The following is a 14,799-nucleotide window of genomic DNA, read 5'->3' as shown; positions in this document are numbered from 1 at the left end:
AATAAATGGTATATGAGGAGGATTAAGTTCAATGGCTAAGGCTAAATTTGAACGTACTAAACCGCACGTTAATATCGGTACAATCGGTCACGTCGACCATGGTAAAACGACTTTGACAGCTGCGATCACAACTGTACTTTCCAAAAAATACGGCGGTGCAGCAGTAGCATTCGACCAAATCGATAAAGCTCCAGAAGAGCGCGAGCGCGGTATCACGATCTCGACAGCTCACGTTGAGTATGAGACGCCTAACCGTCACTACGCACACGTTGACTGCCCGGGTCACGCCGACTATGTTAAAAACATGATCACTGGCGCTGCACAAATGGACGGAGCTATCCTTGTAGTATCCGCTTCCGACGGCCCAATGCCACAAACGCGCGAGCATATCCTGCTTTCCCGTCAAGTTGGCGTACCTTACATCGTAGTATTCCTGAACAAATGCGACATGGTTGAAGACGAAGAGCTTCTTGAGCTTGTTGAAATGGAAGTTCGCGATCTTCTTTCCGAGTATGAGTTCCCAGGCGACGACACTCCAATCATCCGCGGCGCGGCTCGTGAAGCACTTGCTAACCCAGACGGTCCTTGGGCTGACAAAATCGTTGAACTGTTCGAACAAGTTGACACTTATATCCCAACTCCAGAGCGCGACACGGCTAAGCCTTTCCTTATGCCTGTCGAGGACGTATTCACAATCACTGGCCGCGGTACAGTTGCAACTGGCCGTATCGACCGTGGTGTGGTTAAAGTTGGCGATGAGATTGAAATCGTTGGCCTGGCAGAAGAAACTCGCAAATCCGTTGTTACGGGCGTAGAAATGTTCCGTAAATTGATGGATTCCGCACAAGCGGGCGACAACATCGGCGCATTGCTTCGCGGTGTAGACCGTAAAGATATCGAGCGTGGTCAAGTATTGGCTAAACCGGCTTCGGTTAAGCCGCACACGAACTTCACGGCTCAAATCTACGTTCTTACTAAAGAAGAGGGTGGCCGTCACAAGCCTTTCTTCACTGGATACCGTCCACAGTTCTACTTCCGTACAACTGACGTAACAGGTATCATCAACCTGCCAGAAGGTACTGAAATGGTTATGCCTGGCGACAACATCACTGTAACGGTTGAGCTTATCGCACCAATCGCGGTTGAAGAAGGAACTCGTTTCTCCATCCGTGAAGGCGGCCGTACAGTAGGCGCCGGCGCTGTAGCAACAATCCAAAAATAATTCAAGGCGGCATTAGCCGCTGCGAATTTAAGCCCTCACTTCGGTGAGGGCTTTTTAAATTTTAAGAGATCGTCTAAAGTTTCTCTTACTTATTTTTACATCGAACTAATGATTGACGTCATACGTCCGGCACATTTAATATTAGGTAATAGTAAATAAAAGTCGTACATGCTCGATTAAAGTAAACTCATGTCGTTTATTAACACGCTTTAATGCGAGGAAGCGGTATAGCTTTGCTATGATCGTTTAGGTTCGGGTGAGCAAAGAGGTATTGAAATCGGTTTGAAATGGAGAGGGGATTACCAGGATGAAGAAAAAATTTTGGTTAGGACTTGCACTTGCTTCCGTCATGGTTGTAACAGCAGCCTGCGGTGCGAATACGGGGAAAACAGAATCAAATAATGAAGGAAACGCTGCAAATAAGGAAGGTGGTGCTGAGAAGACGTATTCAATCGCGATTTCTCAGATCATCGAGCATCCTTCTCTAGATGCTACTCGTGAGGGCTTTCTTGCTGCATTGAAAGATGGAGGTTTCGAAGAGGGCAAAAATTTGAAAGTCGATTACAATAATGCGCAAGGTGACCCGACGAACGTGCAAACGATCGCACAAAAAATTGCTTCTTCAGATGCGGATTTGGCATTCGGCATTGCAACGCCTACAACGCAAAGTTTAGTAGATGAAGTTAAGGACAAGCCTGTATTATTCGCAGCCGTAACGGATCCGGTTGATGCGGGCATCGTACCACAGCTTACAGCGCCGGGCGGCAACGTCACGGGAGCGGCAGACACGAACCCGGAAGCGATAGTGAAGACAATGGATTTTATTGCGAAGGAATTCCCTAACGTGAAGAAAGTCGGACTTGTCATTAATGAAGGTGAAGCGAATACGGTTGTCATGAGCGGCATCGCCAAAGAAGCGCTGGCTAAACATAAAATCGAGCTGGTCAAAGCGCCGGTAGCAAACAGCTCTGACATTCAAACAGCGGCTCAATCATTGGTCGGACGCGTCGATGCCATCTACATTACGCTCGACAACATGGTTGTCGGCGGCGTGGACAGCATTATCGAAGTAGCGAACGAGAAAGACATCCCGTTCTTCTCGGCAGACCGCGATTCTGTAGAGAAGGGTGCGTTCGCGACGGTCGGCTTCAAATATTTCGACCATGGATACGAGGCCGGACAGATGGCTGTTGAAATTCTAAATGGTAAAAATCCAGGCGAGATGGACGTAACGGTTCCTCAGAAGCTCGACTTTATTATCAACCTCAAAGCGGCAGCCGAGCAAGGGATTACGGTTACGGACGCCATGAAGGCATACGTTCAAGATCCGACGAACAATATTATCGAATAACGGCGTGAATACAACCGAAAATTAGTAAACAGCTTTTGGGGTGATCGGGTAATCTGGTCCACCCCATTGCTTTTCATGAGGGAGGATTTCATTTTATGCTTGCATCGATGCAAGGGGCAGTCGAATCGGGATTGCTTTACGCACTCATGGCGCTCGGCGTCTACATTACGTTCCGCATCTTGGATTTCCCAGACTTGACGGTGGACGGAAGCTTTACGACGGGAGCGGCGATCGCGACGGTCATGACCATTAATGGCACGCAGCCATGGATTGCGATTATTTGCGCTTTCCTGGGCGGGGCGGCTGCAGGGTTATGTACGGGATTACTTCATACGAAAGGAAAGGTCAATGGGCTGCTTTCGGGCATTATTATGATGATTGCGCTATACTCCATTAACCTGCGAATCATGGGGAAACCGAACCTTTCCTTGCGCAACCAAATGAATGCGTTCGACCAAATCCCGGTTATTGTTATAGCCATTGTTTTAGCTGTTGTTATTAAAATATTGCTTGATCAGTTCTTCAGAACGGATCTGGGTCTAAGCCTGCGAGCTACGGGTGACAATAATCGGATGATTCGCAGCTTCGGCTCCAATACGGATTTGACGACGATCGTTGGTATCGCATTGTCCAATGCCCTAGTTGCTTGCTCGGGCGCACTAATCGCGCATCACCAGAAGTTTGCAGATAACAGCATGGGAATCGGGATGATTGTAATCGGCCTAGCCTCGGTTATTATCGGTGAAGCGATATTCGGCTCGAAGTCAATATTCAGAGCGACACTTGCCGTCATACTAGGCGCGATCATTTACCGTATTATTTATGCGCTTGCCCTTCGCGTACCCGGCATGGAGGCACAAGACATGAAGCTGATTACGGCTGTCATTATTACTTGCGCGCTTGTCATACCGACTGTGCGGAGAGCGATTAACACGAAGACGAGTGCAAGAAAACGAACGGCGGAAGTACTATCGGGACTCAGCCGGCCTGGCGGAGGTGGACGGTAATGCTTAAGATCGATGGCGTGTCCAAATTGTTTAATCCAGGAACCGTGGACGAGAAGATCGCTCTCATGCATGCTAACCTGCATCTTAAGCCGGGAGACTTCGTTACCGTGATTGGAAGCAACGGCGCAGGCAAGTCGACCCTTATGAATATTATCTCAGGCGTCATGAAATCCGATGCAGGTAAGATATTCATTGAAGGTAAAGATGTCAGCGAGCTGACCGAGTTCAAACGAAGCAGATGGATCGGACGTGTATTTCAAGATCCGATGGCCGGTACGGCGCCGCGAATGACAATTGAGGAAAATATGGCGATTGCATACACACGTGGCAAATCACGCGGATTATCCTTTGGCGTGACGCGTGCGAAACGTGAGATTTTTAGAAAAGAACTGCAGCGTTTGGGCATTGGTCTGGAAAACCGTCTGAATGCAAAGGTCGGTTTATTGTCTGGCGGAGAGAGACAAGCGCTAAGCCTGCTGATGGCAACCTTTACAAGACCGCAAATCCTGCTGCTTGACGAGCATACGGCAGCGCTTGATCCGGCGAGAGCCGAACTCATCACGACCCTGACGGATAGCATTGTCCGTGAAATGAAGCTGACGACACTGATGGTTACGCACAACATGGAACAAGCGATCCGTCTTGGCAACCGTCTAATCATGATGGATAAAGGCCGAATCATTCTGGACATACCGGAATCGCGCAAAAAGGATCTTACCGTCGAGCAGCTGCTTGGCGAGTTTGAGCGGATTAGCGGCAAGAAGCTGGCGGATGACCGCATCGTGCTGGGGTGAGTTTGATATTCGAATTTACTGCTAGAAAAGTGGGCGCTGAAGCTTCTAATTAATGATGAGCTTCACTGCGAGAAATACGGGCGCTTGCGCCTGCGTTGAAGCCTTGTTCCCTTGGAATTAGGAATATTGGTTGGAACGAGCCTTCAAAAGCAGGACGTAAACTCTCCAGCTGCCCGTTTTTCTCTCCGTTCCGTCTTCATCAAACTTATATAATAAAATAAATCACGCAACGTCTTGATTCGTTGCGTGATTTTTCTTTAACCCCATAAACGTTCAACGTGCTCCAGCTTATTTTTATCAAATACAAGCTTGTAAATATCCGGCTTCGATGTGCCGTTCCAGAAATCGAATCCGTACTTGTCATCGTAATGATTCATAATGATGGTCATAATATTACCGTGAGTCCCAATAACAATGTTTTTTCCTTGTTGTTCTTTAAGGAGCTTCTCTATTATAGGAATTGCTCTTCGCTGAACCATTCTGGTTGTTTCCCCGCCTTCCAGGGCATAATCCTTATCCATAGAGGATTTGCGAATGGCTTCGTACAACTCCTCCCACGGCGCTTTATAATCGAGTCCTTTGATGGGCCGTTCGATTAACTCTTCATACTCTACGATGTCCAAAGCTTTAGCTTCAGCCAAGAAGCGGATCGTCTGCTTTGCTCTGTTATATGGACTGGAAGCCATATAATGAATATCAATATTTTTTAATAACTCAGCAACGCGCTTAGCATCTTCAAATCCTTCATCTGAAAGACCCCGTTCTCTCTCTTGGCCAAACGCAAAAGGCGACTCTGCATGTCTTACCATATAGATCGTTGTTTTCATATGAACCCCCTTGTGTTGACTTTTTTGTTTGTTGTTCTTTTACATTCGATATTACCTGCAATTCTCCTGTTCCTTCTTCTGTTTGTTAATTGGCATTATTTTGCGGTGTCTTTTAAATGCTCAGCTGTTTATAATCATATAGGACAATTCATTCGGCTAATTACAGATTTATTCTAAATTAGCGGAAGAACGGACATAATGGGCGTTATACGGCAATAGAACGAATGAGTCAATCAAGTTTGCTACGGGAGACAAACAGATTCAATGAAGTTATTCCTTCATTATAAATAAGTGTGGACGACAAAAGTCCACACTTTGCTGTTTTCTCCTTGAGCGTGCTTGTATGAAAGCAATTGTTGTGTTTGAGGAAAGCAAAGCTGTAATCGAGTCTGAGAGTTTACGTGCTGCTCTTGAAACCGTGAATTAACCTTGTAATCTAATAATAGAATTCATGGTTTCAATGCATGCCGAAGACCGATTACAGCGCCGCGCAGCGATAAACACATAAAAAATGATTTTTATGCAACTACGTTCAATATTCTTGTTGCATTTGCCTACTCATTTCGGTATAATATTGACTGTTGGTCTGACGTTGCGATGATGTGAGAGGTTGCCGACACACCCGGCCCCTTTGCCATGGGGCTCGTGCCAGGGTTTTTCTCACGGAGTATGTCCGATAATAAATTGGGCGATAGAAGGAGGGACTTATATGGCAAAGCAAAAGATTCGTATCCGCTTGAAAGCATACGATCACAGAATTCTTGATCAATCCGCAGAGAAAATCGTTGAAACTGCAAAACGTTCCGGTGCAGGCGTATCCGGGCCGATTCCGTTGCCAACGGAAAAGCAAATCATCACCGTTCTCCGTGCGGTACACAAGTACAAGGATTCCAGGGAGCAATTCGAACAACGCACTCATAAGCGTTTGATCGACATTGTAAACCCGACTCCGCAAACGGTTGATGCGTTGATGCGCTTGGATTTACCATCCGGTGTAGATATCGAAATCAAACTGTAATAGAAGCATATGCGATCATAGAAAGGGAATGAGGTGTCAACATGAAAGGTATCTTAGGGAAAAAACTTGGTATGACTCAAGTGTTCACCACTGAAGGTAACGTCGTTCCAGTAACGGTTATCGAAGCTGGACCTTGCGTAGTGCTTCAGAAGAAAGATCAAGAGAACGATGGCTATGAAGCCGTTCAATTCGGTTTCTCTGATAAGAAAGAAAGCAGATCGAACAAGCCGGAAGCGGGTCACGCTAAAAAGGCTAACACAACACCTAAGCGCTACGTTCGTGAGATTCGCGGAATCAACCTGGGTGATTATGAAGTTGGCCAGGAAGTGAAAGCTGATCTTTTTGCAGCTGGCGAATTCGTTGACGTAACTGGTATTTCGAAAGGTAAAGGCTTTGCCGGCGTAATCAAACGTTGGGGACAAAGCACTGGACCTATGTCTCACGGTTCCCGTTACCACCGCGGGCCGGGTTCGATGGGCTCGATCCAAGCGAACCGCGTACCGAAGGGCAAACGCCTTCCAGGTCATATGGGTAACGAAACAATCACGATTCAGAAGCTTGAAGTTATCCGTGTAGATACAGAACGTAACGTTCTTCTTGTAAAAGGATCGATTCCAGGTCCGAAAAACGGATTCGTTAAAGTGAAGCAAACAGTTAAGAACTAATTGCTCTTAAAGAAAGGAGGAACAAGAAATGCCTAAAGTAACAGTATTCAACGTGAGCGGAGCTCAAGTTGGTGAACTGGAATTGGCTGAATCGGTTTTCGGTATTCAACCAAACTCTCACGTATTGCATAGCGCTGTCGTTCTTCAGCAAGCTGCTGAACGTCAGGGTACGCACAAAACAAAAGGACGCTCTGAAGTGCGCGGCGGCGGTCGCAAGCCTTGGAAACAAAAAGGCACAGGCCGTGCTCGTCAAGGCAGCATTCGCTCCCCGCAGTGGGTTGGCGGCGGTACCGTATTCGGACCGACTCCACGTTCGTACGGTTTCAAGCTTCCTAAGAAAGTTCGTCGTCTTGCGATCAAATCCGCATTGTCTTCGAAAGTTATCGCGAGCGAAATTATCGTTCTTGATCAACTGGCTTTCGCGGCTCCTAAGACGAAAGAATTCGCAGCGATTCTAAACAACCTTAAAGTTGACCGTAAGGCTCTTGTCGTAACGGCTAACTATGAAGATAACGTTGCATTGTCCGCCCGTAACATTCCAGGTGTGAAGTTCGTCGCAGCTGACGGCATTAATGTTCTGGATGTATTGGTACATGACAAGCTTATTATTACCAAAGAAGCAGTAGAGAAAGTACAGGAGGTGCTTGCGTAATGAAAAATCCACGCGATATTATCAAGCGCCCGGTTATTACGGAACGTACGAGCGATTACATGGCTAACAAACGTTATGTGTTTGAAGTAGACATTCGTTCGAACAAAACCGAAATCAAAGATGCAATTGAACAAATTTTCAAAGTAAAAGTAACCGGCGTTAACACGATGCGTGTAGCGGGTAAACCGAAACGTTATGGTAAACATAGCGGCTACAGACCGGATTGGAAAAAAGCGATCGTTCAATTGAGCGCTGACAGCAAAGAACTTGAGTTCTTTGAAACGTCTGTTTAGAAAAGGAGGGAATACAAGTGCCAATCAAAAAGTACAAACCGACATCTCCAGCTCGTCGTGGCATGTCCGTATCGACTTTCGAAGAGATCACGACAAGCACACCGGAGAAATCGTTGCTTGCTCCGCTTTTCAAAAAAGCTGGACGTAATAACCAAGGTAAAATTACGGTTCGTCACCATGGCGGCGGACACAAACGCAAATATCGTATTATCGACTTTAAACGTAATAGCAAAGACGGTATCATTGGTAATGTTGCAACGATCGAATACGATCCGAACCGTACATCCAATATCGCTTTGATCCATTACGTAGATGGCGAGAAAGCTTACATCATCGCTCCGAAGGGCCTTAAAGTCGGAGATCAAGTTATGACCGGGCCTACTGCCGATATTAAACCGGGCAACGCGTTGCCGCTTGTGAATATCCCAGTCGGTACAGTTATCCACAACATCGAATTGAAACCAGGCAAAGGCGGACAATTGGTTCGTGCTGCCGGAACGGAAGCTCAGCTTCTTGGTAAAGAAGAAAGCTACGTATCGATTCGTCTAAGCTCCGGCGAAGTTCGCCGCATTCTGAATACATGCCGCGCAACAATCGGTTCTGTTGGCAACGAAGATCACGAACTCGTGAAAATCGGTAAAGCCGGCCGTTCCCGTTGGATGGGCAAACGTCCAGAAGTTCGCGGTGTCGTCATGAACCCTAACGATCACCCGCACGGTGGTGGTGAAGGCCGCGCTCCAATCGGACGCAAGTCGCCTATGTCCCCATGGGGTAAGCCGACTCTTGGATACAAAACACGCAAGAAGAAAAAAGCATCGAGCCAATATATTATTCGTCGTCGTACGAAGTAATAACCGCTTGATCCAAACCGCGTGATACGAATATCACGCTCGTGTGAAGGGAGGAACTCGAATGGGTCGCAGTTTAAAGAAAGGTCCGTTTATCGACGGTTACCTGCTTAAAAAAGTCGAGGTTATGAACGAGACTGAGAAAAAGGTCGTTATCAAAACTTGGTCCCGCCGCTCGACCATTTTCCCGCAATTCATCGGCCACACTTTTGCTGTATATGATGGTCGTAAACACGTGCCGGTGTATGTGACGGAAGATATGGTTGGACACAAACTTGGTGAATTCGCACCAACTCGTACGTACAAGGGCCACGCAGGCGATGACAAAAAAACGGGCAGACGTTAATTTGCCCTTAAACATCTTTAAATGATCGAGAGGAGGTTCCTACATGCCAGAAGCTAAAGCGCACGCTAAATTTATTCGAATTGCTCCTCGTAAAGCACAGCTTGTTGCGGATTTGATTCGCGGTAAACAAGTTGGCGAAGCAATCGCGATTTTGCGTCATACGCCGAAGTCTGCATCCCCAATTTTGGAGAAGCTGCTTAACTCCGCAATTGCTAACGCTGAGCATAACTATCAGCTGGACGTTAATAAATTGTTCATCTCTCAAGCCTTCGTTAACCAAGGACCGACGATGAAACGTTTCCGTCCTCGCGCAATGGGTCGCGCAAGCCGGATTAATAAAAGAACCAGCCACATTACCTTGGTGGTATCTGAAAAATAAAGGAGGGATTACGTGTGGGTCAAAAGGTAAATCCAATAGGTTTTCGAATCGGAGTTATCCGTGATTGGGAATCCAAGTGGTTCGCAGGCAAAGACTTCGGCGATCTTCTTTTGGAAGACGTGAAGATTCGTGAATATCTGAAGAACAAGCTGAAAGACGCAGCCGTTTCACACATCGAGATCGAGCGTGCAGCTAACCGCGTGAACGTAACGATCCAAACTGCTAAACCGGGCATGGTTATCGGTAAAGGCGGTTCCGAGGTGGAAAACCTGCGTACGGAACTTGGCAAAATTACGAACGGCAAAAAAGTACACATCAATATCTCTGAAATCAAACATGCAGATCTTGACGCTATTCTTGTAGCTGAAAGCATCGCACAACAACTTGAGCGTCGTGTATCTTTCCGTCGCGCATTGAAGCAAGCTATGCAACGCTCCATGCGTTCGGGTGCTAAAGGGATTAAAACCGCGGTTAGCGGACGTCTCGGAGGCGCGGAAATCGCACGTTCGGAAGGCTACAGCGAAGGTACAGTTCCACTTCATACGCTGCGCGCTGATATTGACTATGGCACAGCAGAAGCACATACGACTTACGGCCGAATCGGCGTAAAAGTATGGATCTACCGCGGTGAAGTCCTTCCGACTAAGAAGAAAGCAGCTCCAGTGGAAGGAGGCAACTAATTATGTTGGTACCTAAACGTGTCAAACACCGCAAACAACAACGCGGTCATATGAAGGGCCGCGCTAAAGGCGGCACAACAGTAGCATTCGGTGAGTTTGGTCTTCAAGCTCTTGAGCCATCATGGATCACGAACCGTCAAATCGAAGCGGCTCGTATCGCAATGACACGTTATATCAAACGTGGCGGTAAAGTTTGGATTAAAATCTTCCCGGCTAAGCCGATTACTCAAAAGCCTCTTGAGGTTCGTATGGGTAGCGGTAAAGGTAACGTTGAGAAGTGGGTAGCAGTGGTTAAACCAGGTAAAATCCTGTTTGAACTGGCTGGCGTTTCGGAAGAAACAGCTCGTGAAGCAATGCGCCTTGCAGCTCACAAGCTTCCGATTAAAACGAAGTTCGTGAAACGCGAAGAAGTGGGTGGTGAAGCAAATGAAAGCTAGTGAATTTCGCAACCTAACCTCTGCTGAGATTGAACAACAAATCTCTGGTTTTAAAGAAGAGCTTTTCAACCTTCGTTTCCAATTGGCTACCGGTCAACTGGATAACCCGACTCGGATCCGTGACGTTCGTAAGGAAATAGCTCGTGCTAAAACCATTTTGCGTGAGAGAGAACTCGGAATCAGCAGCTAGTAAATACCCATGCAAATAAAGTATGATCACTGCTGAAGGAAGGAGGATGAACATGAGCGAACGCAATGCCCGCAAAGTTCAAATCGGCAAAGTCGTAAGCGACAAAATGGACAAAACAATTGTGGTTGCTGTTGAAACTTACAAAAAACACAATTTGTACCATAAACGCATTAAATACACGAAGAAATTTAAGGCACACGATGAAAACAACCAAGCGAAAATTGGCGACATCGTGAAAATCATGGAGACTCGTCCGTTATCGAAAGACAAGCGCTTTAGACTCGTAGAAGTTGTTGAAGTTGCTGTTGTCATTTAATGAACGTATGCAGTACCTGAGCATTTTTCCGAAAGGAGGACGTTGAAATGATTCAACCATTTTCGCGCTTAGCTGTCGCTGACAACTCCGGCGCTAAAGAATTGATGTGTATCCGTGTACTTGGCGGAACGGGACGTCGCGTTGGTCACATCGGCGATTTGATCGTTTGCTCCGTAAAACAAGCAACACCAGGCGGCGTTGTCAAAAAGGGTGACGTTGTTAAAGCGGTAATCGTTCGTACGAAGCGTTCGGTTCGCCGTAAAGACGGTTCCTACATCGCATTCGACGAGAATGCGGCAGTAATCGTTAAGGAAGACAAAAGCCCGCGCGGTACTCGTATTTTTGGACCTGTTGCCCGTGAGCTTCGCGATAGAGATTTCATGAAAATCGTATCGCTTGCACCAGAAGTTATCTAATTAAAGAATCCCTATATAAGCTTGAAAGCACAAGCGTGCAGGAGGTGTACTCATGCCAAGGCTGAAAAAAATATTGGAATCCCATAACAACAAATTGCACGTGAAGAAAGACGACACGGTCATCGTCATTACCGGTAAGGACAAAGGTAAAAAAGGCCGCGTTATCGCTGCTTATCCTCGTGAAAACCGCGTTCTTGTTGAAGGTGTAAACATGGTGAAGAAGCACTCGCGTCCTTCCCAAGCGAACCCGCAAGGCGGCATCATTGAGCAAGAAGCTGCAATTCACGTGTCGAACGTTATGCATATCGATCCGAAGAGCGGTAAAGTAACACGTATCGGATACAAAGTGCTGGACAACGGCAAGAAAGTTCGGATCGCAAAACGTTCCGGAGAAGTAATCGACTAATCGTTACGGTAGGAAAGGAGGTCCATGAACAATGGCAGCAAGATTGAAAGGTCGTTTTCTAAACGAAATAACTCCTGCTCTGATGCAGAAGTTTAATTATACGTCTGTTATGCAAGTACCGAAAATCGAGAAAGTAGTTATCAACATGGGGGTAGGCGAAGCGGTTTCCAATTCGAAAATCCTTGATGTAGCTGTTGAAGAACTTCGCATCATTTCCGGTCAAAAGCCAGTCGTAACTCGTGCGAAGAAGTCTATCGCAGGCTTCAAGCTTCGTGAGAACATGCCAATCGGGGTTAAAGTAACACTGCGCGGCGAGCGCATGTACCACTTCCTTGATAAGCTGTTCAATATTTCTCTTCCACGCGTGCGTGACTTCCGCGGTGTATCGACTAAAGCTTTCGACGGTCGCGGTAACTATACACTTGGGTTGAAAGAGCAATTGATTTTCCCGGAGATCGAGTACGATAAAGTCGATAAAGTGCGCGGTATGGACATCGTCATCGTCACGACGGCAAAAACGGACGAAGAATCTCGTGAACTGCTGACCCAAATGGGCATGCCGTTTGCGAAGTAATCCACTTTTAGGAGGTGTAATACCCAGTGGCAAAAACTTCGATGAAAGTGAAGCAGCAACGCGAACCGAAATTCAAAGTGCGTGCATACACACGCTGTGAGCGTTGCGGTCGTCCGCATTCTGTTTTGCAAAAGTTTAAAATTTGCCGGATTTGTTTCCGCGAGTTAGCATACAAGGGCCAGATTCCTGGCGTTAAAAAAGCAAGCTGGTAATCAGCCTAGTTCGGGAAGGAGGTTCACACAAATGGTTATGTCTGATCCGATTGCAGATATGCTGACGCGTATTCGCAATGCGAATGTCGTTCGTCACGAAACCGTGGAAATGCCCGCTTCGAAAATCAAGAAGCAAATCGCTGAAATTCTGAAGCGCGAGGGCTTTATCCGCGATGCTGAATATATCGAGGACAACAAACAAGGGATTATCCGTATTTTCTTGAAATACGGCCCTAACCAAGAGCGCGTAATTACAGGTTTGAAGCGTATCTCCAAACCAGGTCTTCGCGTTTACACACAATCAACTGAAATCCCACGTGTTTTGGGCGGCCTAGGAATCGCAATTATTTCTACGTCCAAAGGGGTTATGACCGATAAAGAAGCTCGTCAGGTTAAATCCGGCGGCGAAGTCGTTTGCTACGTTTGGTAAGTAACAAGTCACAAAGTCAGGAGGTGTAACAATGTCCCGTATTGGTCGCAAAGCGATCCAAGTGCCTAACGGCGTAAGCATTAACTTGGATAACACAGTCATTACTGTAAAAGGACCGAAAGGTACGCTTTCCCGTGAAATTCACAAAGATATGAAAGTGAACGTAGCGGAAAACGAAATCGTAGTAGAACGTCCTTCCGATAATAAATTGCATCGTTCCTTGCACGGAACTACTCGCAGCATCATCGCTAACATGGTGAGCGGCGTTACTGAAGGCTTCTCGAAAAACCTTGAGCTTGTAGGCGTAGGTTACCGTGCAAACAAAGCGGGTGAAAAAATCGTACTTAACGTCGGTTACTCTCACCCGGTGGAAATTGCTCCCGAGACTGGAATTGAGTTCGATGTTCCTGCGAACACGAAAATTACCGTTCGCGGTATCGACAAAGAGCGCGTAGGCGCTGTTGCCGCTCAAATCCGTTCCGTACGCGAGCCTGAGCCTTATAAAGGTAAAGGTATCAAGTACGAAGGCGAACGCATCATCCGTAAAGAAGGTAAAGCTGGTAAGAAAAAATAAGCAAACGGTCCGTTTGCTTAAGATAGCTTCTTAAGGCAATGAGAAAGGAGTGAACCTTGCATGATTACGAAAGGCGACAAGAACAAGGCCCGTCTAAAAAGACACCTTCGTGTTCGTAAAAAAATTAACGGCACAGCAGCACGTCCGCGTCTGTCTGTATTCCGTTCCTCCAAGCACATGTACGCGCAATTGATCGATGATGTAGCAGGCGTAACGCTGGTATCCGCGTCCACACAGGACAAAGAATTGGTTGAAGCGATCGGCAACGGCGGCAACGTCGAAGCAGCTGCTAAAGTCGGAGAATTGATTGCAAAACGCGCTCAAGCGAAAGGCGTAACTGAGGTCGTATTCGACCGCGGCGGTTACTTGTATCACGGCAGAATTCAGGCGCTTGCTGCTGCAGCTCGCGAAGCTGGTCTTGAATTCTAATCGACTTTACTTATAAGGAGGTTAAATGACTTGCGTGTAGATCCTAATACGTTAGAACTGACTGAAAAAGTTGTTCATATCAATCGCGTAGCAAAGGTTGTAAAAGGCGGACGCCGTTTCAGCTTTAGTGCGCTTGTAGTAGTCGGTGACGGCAAAGGCTACGTAGGCGCAGGGATCGGTAAAGCAGGCGAAGTACCTGATGCGATTCGCAAAGGTATCGAGGATGCTAAGAAAAACCTGATCCATGTACCGCTCGTAGGAACCACAATCCCTCACCTTGTTCTCGGACACTTCGGCGCTGGAGAAGTTCTCCTGAAGCCGGCATCCGAAGGTACTGGCGTTATCGCCGGCGGCCCGGTTCGTGCTGTGCTCGAACTTGCTGGCGTTGGCGACATTTTGACGAAATCCCTAGGTTCTTCGAATTCCATGAATATGGTTAACGCAACGCTCGAAGGTCTTTCCCGCTTGAAACGTGCGGAAGATGTTGCGAAACTGCGTGGAAAAACAGTCGAAGAGCTGTTACGTTAAGGAGGGAAATAAGATGGCAAAATTGCAAATCACCCTCGTTCGCAGTTTGATCGGCCGCAATGAAAAACAACGTGCAACTGTTGCATCCTTTGGACTTAAGAAGATCCGTCAGTCCGTTGTTTTGAATGATAGCCCAGCTATCCGCGGCATGGTTAACTCGGTTAGCCATTTGGTTAAAGTTGAGGAAGTTTAGGAATAGATCGTT

The 14,799-nt window shown here is 46.9% G+C and carries 25 protein-coding genes; 24 read left to right on the top strand and 1 reads right to left on the bottom strand.

Annotated features, from left to right (window positions below; translation table 11 throughout):
• The first annotated feature begins 31 nt into the window (after window positions 1-31).
• From tuf to H581_RS0108555, 4 genes are all read left to right on the top strand, one after another.
• The gene (gene tuf, locus H581_RS0108570; protein WP_028609660.1) at window positions 32-1,222 is read left to right on the top strand and encodes an elongation factor Tu; all 1,191 of its coding nucleotides are present in this window, start codon (window positions 32-34) and stop codon (window positions 1,220-1,222) included.
• A gap of 307 nt (window positions 1,223-1,529) precedes the next feature.
• The gene (locus H581_RS0108565; protein WP_028609659.1) at window positions 1,530-2,573 is read left to right on the top strand and encodes an ABC transporter substrate-binding protein; all 1,044 of its coding nucleotides are present in this window, start codon (window positions 1,530-1,532) and stop codon (window positions 2,571-2,573) included.
• Between the two features lie 95 nt (window positions 2,574-2,668).
• A complete protein-coding gene (locus H581_RS0108560; RefSeq protein ID WP_028609658.1) occupies window positions 2,669-3,580 on the top strand; it encodes an ABC transporter permease in 912 nt (303 codons plus the stop codon).
• Window positions 3,580-4,374 (top strand): ABC transporter ATP-binding protein, encoded by a 795-nt coding sequence (locus H581_RS0108555; RefSeq protein WP_028609657.1) that lies wholly within the window; start codon window positions 3,580-3,582, stop codon window positions 4,372-4,374. Before H581_RS0108560 ends, H581_RS0108555 begins: the two co-directional genes overlap by 1 nt.
• A gap of 257 nt (window positions 4,375-4,631) precedes the next feature.
• Here the strand turns inward: H581_RS0108555 and H581_RS0108550 are convergent, their stop codons facing one another.
• Window positions 4,632-5,201, bottom strand: coding sequence for a histidine phosphatase family protein (locus H581_RS0108550; protein WP_028609656.1), 570 nt, complete (start codon window positions 5,199-5,201; stop codon window positions 4,632-4,634).
• A gap of 709 nt (window positions 5,202-5,910) precedes the next feature.
• On the opposite strand from H581_RS0108550, the gene rpsJ reads away from it, so the two are divergent.
• The 20 genes from rpsJ (at window position 5,911) to rpmD (ending at window position 14,787) form a co-directional block, all read left to right on the top strand.
• Window positions 5,911-6,219 carry a 30S ribosomal protein S10 gene (gene rpsJ / locus H581_RS0108545; RefSeq protein ID WP_028609655.1) on the top strand — a complete coding sequence of 103 codons (309 nt, stop codon included), beginning with the start codon at window positions 5,911-5,913 and terminating at the stop codon, window positions 6,217-6,219.
• A 41-nt stretch (window positions 6,220-6,260) separates the two neighbouring features.
• Complete coding sequence (gene rplC / locus H581_RS0108540; protein WP_028609654.1) at window positions 6,261-6,884, top strand: 50S ribosomal protein L3; 624 nt, start codon at window positions 6,261-6,263, stop codon at window positions 6,882-6,884.
• A 28-nt stretch (window positions 6,885-6,912) separates the two neighbouring features.
• A complete protein-coding gene (gene rplD / locus H581_RS0108535; RefSeq protein WP_028609653.1) occupies window positions 6,913-7,536 on the top strand; it encodes a 50S ribosomal protein L4 in 624 nt (207 codons plus the stop codon).
• Window positions 7,536-7,829 (top strand): 50S ribosomal protein L23, encoded by a 294-nt coding sequence (rplW, locus tag H581_RS0108530; protein ID WP_028609652.1) that lies wholly within the window; start codon window positions 7,536-7,538, stop codon window positions 7,827-7,829. The genes rplD and rplW overlap by 1 nt, the downstream gene beginning before the upstream one ends.
• Window positions 7,830-7,846: 17 nt before the next feature.
• Entirely contained in the window at window positions 7,847-8,680 is an 834-nt protein-coding gene (gene rplB / locus H581_RS0108525; protein WP_028609651.1) for a 50S ribosomal protein L2, read from the top strand.
• Window positions 8,681-8,741: 61 nt separating this feature from the next.
• On the top strand, window positions 8,742-9,023 hold the full coding sequence (rpsS, locus tag H581_RS0108520; protein ID WP_028609650.1) for a 30S ribosomal protein S19: 282 nt from the start codon (window positions 8,742-8,744) through the stop codon (window positions 9,021-9,023).
• Between the two features lie 43 nt (window positions 9,024-9,066).
• Window positions 9,067-9,402: a 50S ribosomal protein L22 gene (gene rplV / locus H581_RS0108515; RefSeq protein ID WP_028609649.1), complete on the top strand. Its 336-nt coding sequence runs from the start codon at window positions 9,067-9,069 to the stop codon at window positions 9,400-9,402.
• 14 nt (window positions 9,403-9,416) lie between these two features.
• On the top strand, window positions 9,417-10,082 hold the full coding sequence (gene rpsC, locus H581_RS0108510) for a 30S ribosomal protein S3 (protein ID WP_028609648.1): 666 nt from the start codon (window positions 9,417-9,419) through the stop codon (window positions 10,080-10,082).
• Between the two features lie 2 nt (window positions 10,083-10,084).
• Entirely contained in the window at window positions 10,085-10,519 is a 435-nt protein-coding gene (rplP, locus tag H581_RS0108505) for a 50S ribosomal protein L16 (RefSeq protein ID WP_028609647.1), read from the top strand.
• On the top strand, window positions 10,509-10,709 hold the full coding sequence (gene rpmC / locus H581_RS0108500) for a 50S ribosomal protein L29 (RefSeq protein ID WP_028609646.1): 201 nt from the start codon (window positions 10,509-10,511) through the stop codon (window positions 10,707-10,709). Before rplP ends, rpmC begins: the two co-directional genes overlap by 11 nt.
• Before the next feature lie 52 nt (window positions 10,710-10,761).
• The gene (gene rpsQ / locus H581_RS0108495; RefSeq protein WP_028609645.1) at window positions 10,762-11,025 is read left to right on the top strand and encodes a 30S ribosomal protein S17; all 264 of its coding nucleotides are present in this window, start codon (window positions 10,762-10,764) and stop codon (window positions 11,023-11,025) included.
• A gap of 47 nt (window positions 11,026-11,072) precedes the next feature.
• Window positions 11,073-11,441: a 50S ribosomal protein L14 gene (gene rplN / locus H581_RS0108490; protein ID WP_028609644.1), complete on the top strand. Its 369-nt coding sequence runs from the start codon at window positions 11,073-11,075 to the stop codon at window positions 11,439-11,441.
• Between the two features lie 52 nt (window positions 11,442-11,493).
• The gene (gene rplX / locus H581_RS0108485) at window positions 11,494-11,847 is read left to right on the top strand and encodes a 50S ribosomal protein L24 (protein WP_084134507.1); all 354 of its coding nucleotides are present in this window, start codon (window positions 11,494-11,496) and stop codon (window positions 11,845-11,847) included.
• A gap of 31 nt (window positions 11,848-11,878) precedes the next feature.
• Entirely contained in the window at window positions 11,879-12,421 is a 543-nt protein-coding gene (rplE, locus tag H581_RS0108480; protein ID WP_028609642.1) for a 50S ribosomal protein L5, read from the top strand.
• 26 nt (window positions 12,422-12,447) lie between these two features.
• Window positions 12,448-12,633, top strand: coding sequence for a type Z 30S ribosomal protein S14 (locus H581_RS36990; RefSeq protein WP_036589425.1), 186 nt, complete (start codon window positions 12,448-12,450; stop codon window positions 12,631-12,633).
• Window positions 12,634-12,664: 31 nt separating this feature from the next.
• A complete protein-coding gene (gene rpsH, locus H581_RS0108475; RefSeq protein ID WP_028609641.1) occupies window positions 12,665-13,063 on the top strand; it encodes a 30S ribosomal protein S8 in 399 nt (132 codons plus the stop codon).
• Between the two features lie 31 nt (window positions 13,064-13,094).
• A complete protein-coding gene (rplF, locus tag H581_RS0108470) occupies window positions 13,095-13,637 on the top strand; it encodes a 50S ribosomal protein L6 (protein WP_028609640.1) in 543 nt (180 codons plus the stop codon).
• A 60-nt stretch (window positions 13,638-13,697) separates the two neighbouring features.
• Window positions 13,698-14,066: a 50S ribosomal protein L18 gene (gene rplR, locus H581_RS0108465; protein WP_028609639.1), complete on the top strand. Its 369-nt coding sequence runs from the start codon at window positions 13,698-13,700 to the stop codon at window positions 14,064-14,066.
• A gap of 30 nt (window positions 14,067-14,096) precedes the next feature.
• Window positions 14,097-14,594, top strand: a complete 498-nt coding sequence (rpsE, locus tag H581_RS0108460; RefSeq protein ID WP_028609638.1) for a 30S ribosomal protein S5 — start codon at window positions 14,097-14,099, stop codon at window positions 14,592-14,594.
• 13 nt (window positions 14,595-14,607) lie between these two features.
• The gene (gene rpmD, locus H581_RS0108455) at window positions 14,608-14,787 is read left to right on the top strand and encodes a 50S ribosomal protein L30 (RefSeq protein ID WP_028609637.1); all 180 of its coding nucleotides are present in this window, start codon (window positions 14,608-14,610) and stop codon (window positions 14,785-14,787) included.
• The last annotated feature ends 12 nt before the right edge of the window (window positions 14,788-14,799 follow it).

This window comes from Paenibacillus harenae DSM 16969, from assembly GCF_000422465.1.
Lineage (GTDB): Bacteria > Bacillota > Bacilli > Paenibacillales > Paenibacillaceae > Pristimantibacillus > Pristimantibacillus harenae.
Note: the sequence above shows the minus strand (reverse complement) of the source record. Positions and strands in the feature narration are given on the sequence as shown.

What these genes read in the sequence shown, in the direction of transcription:
- tuf (WP_028609660.1), top strand. Translation starts at nt 32, where the DNA reads ATGGCTAAGGCTAAATTTGAACGTACTAAACCGCACGTTAATATCGGT.
- H581_RS0108565 (WP_028609659.1), top strand. Translation starts at nt 1,530, where the DNA reads ATGAAGAAAAAATTTTGGTTAGGACTTGCACTTGCTTCCGTCATGGTT.
- H581_RS0108560 (WP_028609658.1), top strand. Translation starts at nt 2,669, where the DNA reads ATGCTTGCATCGATGCAAGGGGCAGTCGAATCGGGATTGCTTTACGCA.
- H581_RS0108555 (WP_028609657.1), top strand. Translation starts at nt 3,580, where the DNA reads ATGCTTAAGATCGATGGCGTGTCCAAATTGTTTAATCCAGGAACCGTG.
- H581_RS0108550 (WP_028609656.1), bottom strand. Translation starts at nt 5,201, where the DNA reads ATGAAAACAACGATCTATATGGTAAGACATGCAGAGTCGCCTTTTGCG.
- rpsJ (WP_028609655.1), top strand. Translation starts at nt 5,911, where the DNA reads ATGGCAAAGCAAAAGATTCGTATCCGCTTGAAAGCATACGATCACAGA.
- rplC (WP_028609654.1), top strand. Translation starts at nt 6,261, where the DNA reads ATGAAAGGTATCTTAGGGAAAAAACTTGGTATGACTCAAGTGTTCACC.
- rplD (WP_028609653.1), top strand. Translation starts at nt 6,913, where the DNA reads ATGCCTAAAGTAACAGTATTCAACGTGAGCGGAGCTCAAGTTGGTGAA.
- rplW (WP_028609652.1), top strand. Translation starts at nt 7,536, where the DNA reads ATGAAAAATCCACGCGATATTATCAAGCGCCCGGTTATTACGGAACGT.
- rpsS (WP_028609650.1), top strand. Translation starts at nt 8,742, where the DNA reads ATGGGTCGCAGTTTAAAGAAAGGTCCGTTTATCGACGGTTACCTGCTT.
- rplV (WP_028609649.1), top strand. Translation starts at nt 9,067, where the DNA reads ATGCCAGAAGCTAAAGCGCACGCTAAATTTATTCGAATTGCTCCTCGT.
- rplP (WP_028609647.1), top strand. Translation starts at nt 10,085, where the DNA reads ATGTTGGTACCTAAACGTGTCAAACACCGCAAACAACAACGCGGTCAT.
- rpmC (WP_028609646.1), top strand. Translation starts at nt 10,509, where the DNA reads ATGAAAGCTAGTGAATTTCGCAACCTAACCTCTGCTGAGATTGAACAA.
- rpsQ (WP_028609645.1), top strand. Translation starts at nt 10,762, where the DNA reads ATGAGCGAACGCAATGCCCGCAAAGTTCAAATCGGCAAAGTCGTAAGC.
- rplN (WP_028609644.1), top strand. Translation starts at nt 11,073, where the DNA reads ATGATTCAACCATTTTCGCGCTTAGCTGTCGCTGACAACTCCGGCGCT.
- rplX (WP_084134507.1), top strand. Translation starts at nt 11,494, where the DNA reads ATGCCAAGGCTGAAAAAAATATTGGAATCCCATAACAACAAATTGCAC.
- rplE (WP_028609642.1), top strand. Translation starts at nt 11,879, where the DNA reads ATGGCAGCAAGATTGAAAGGTCGTTTTCTAAACGAAATAACTCCTGCT.
- rpsH (WP_028609641.1), top strand. Translation starts at nt 12,665, where the DNA reads ATGGTTATGTCTGATCCGATTGCAGATATGCTGACGCGTATTCGCAAT.
- rplF (WP_028609640.1), top strand. Translation starts at nt 13,095, where the DNA reads ATGTCCCGTATTGGTCGCAAAGCGATCCAAGTGCCTAACGGCGTAAGC.
- rplR (WP_028609639.1), top strand. Translation starts at nt 13,698, where the DNA reads ATGATTACGAAAGGCGACAAGAACAAGGCCCGTCTAAAAAGACACCTT.
- rpmD (WP_028609637.1), top strand. Translation starts at nt 14,608, where the DNA reads ATGGCAAAATTGCAAATCACCCTCGTTCGCAGTTTGATCGGCCGCAAT.